This is a genomic window from Belnapia sp. AC561 (assembly GCF_979252845.1).
The window spans coordinates 1-231 of sequence record NZ_CEEDBP010000543.1; the positions used below are offsets into that span (position 1 = coordinate 1).

Annotated in this window: 1 protein-coding gene; it reads right to left on the reverse strand. The window is 64.9% G+C overall.

The genetic code is table 11. The features are described from left to right. Positions 1 to 231: hypothetical protein (locus AC0IW9_RS32185; RefSeq protein WP_471652333.1), on the reverse strand; the 231-nt coding region annotated here is incomplete at both ends.

Sequence of the window (231 nt, forward strand, 5' to 3'; positions counted from 1 at the left end):
TCGCTACGTTATCGGCGCTGCCTTTGCTGGTGTCGATGGCCGCCGTGGTGACGGCGCCAATCAGGTTGGTGGTGTTGGAGAACACCGCCGCGCCCGTACCGGCACCGGCGCCACTGAGGGCCAGGGTGTCGATTTGCGCGGTGGTCAACGCCGACACCGTGAGCTTGGTGAAATTGGCGTTGGGGTCCAGGGTCAGGCTGCTGTTTTCGATCAGCGCCCTGCGTTCCTGGG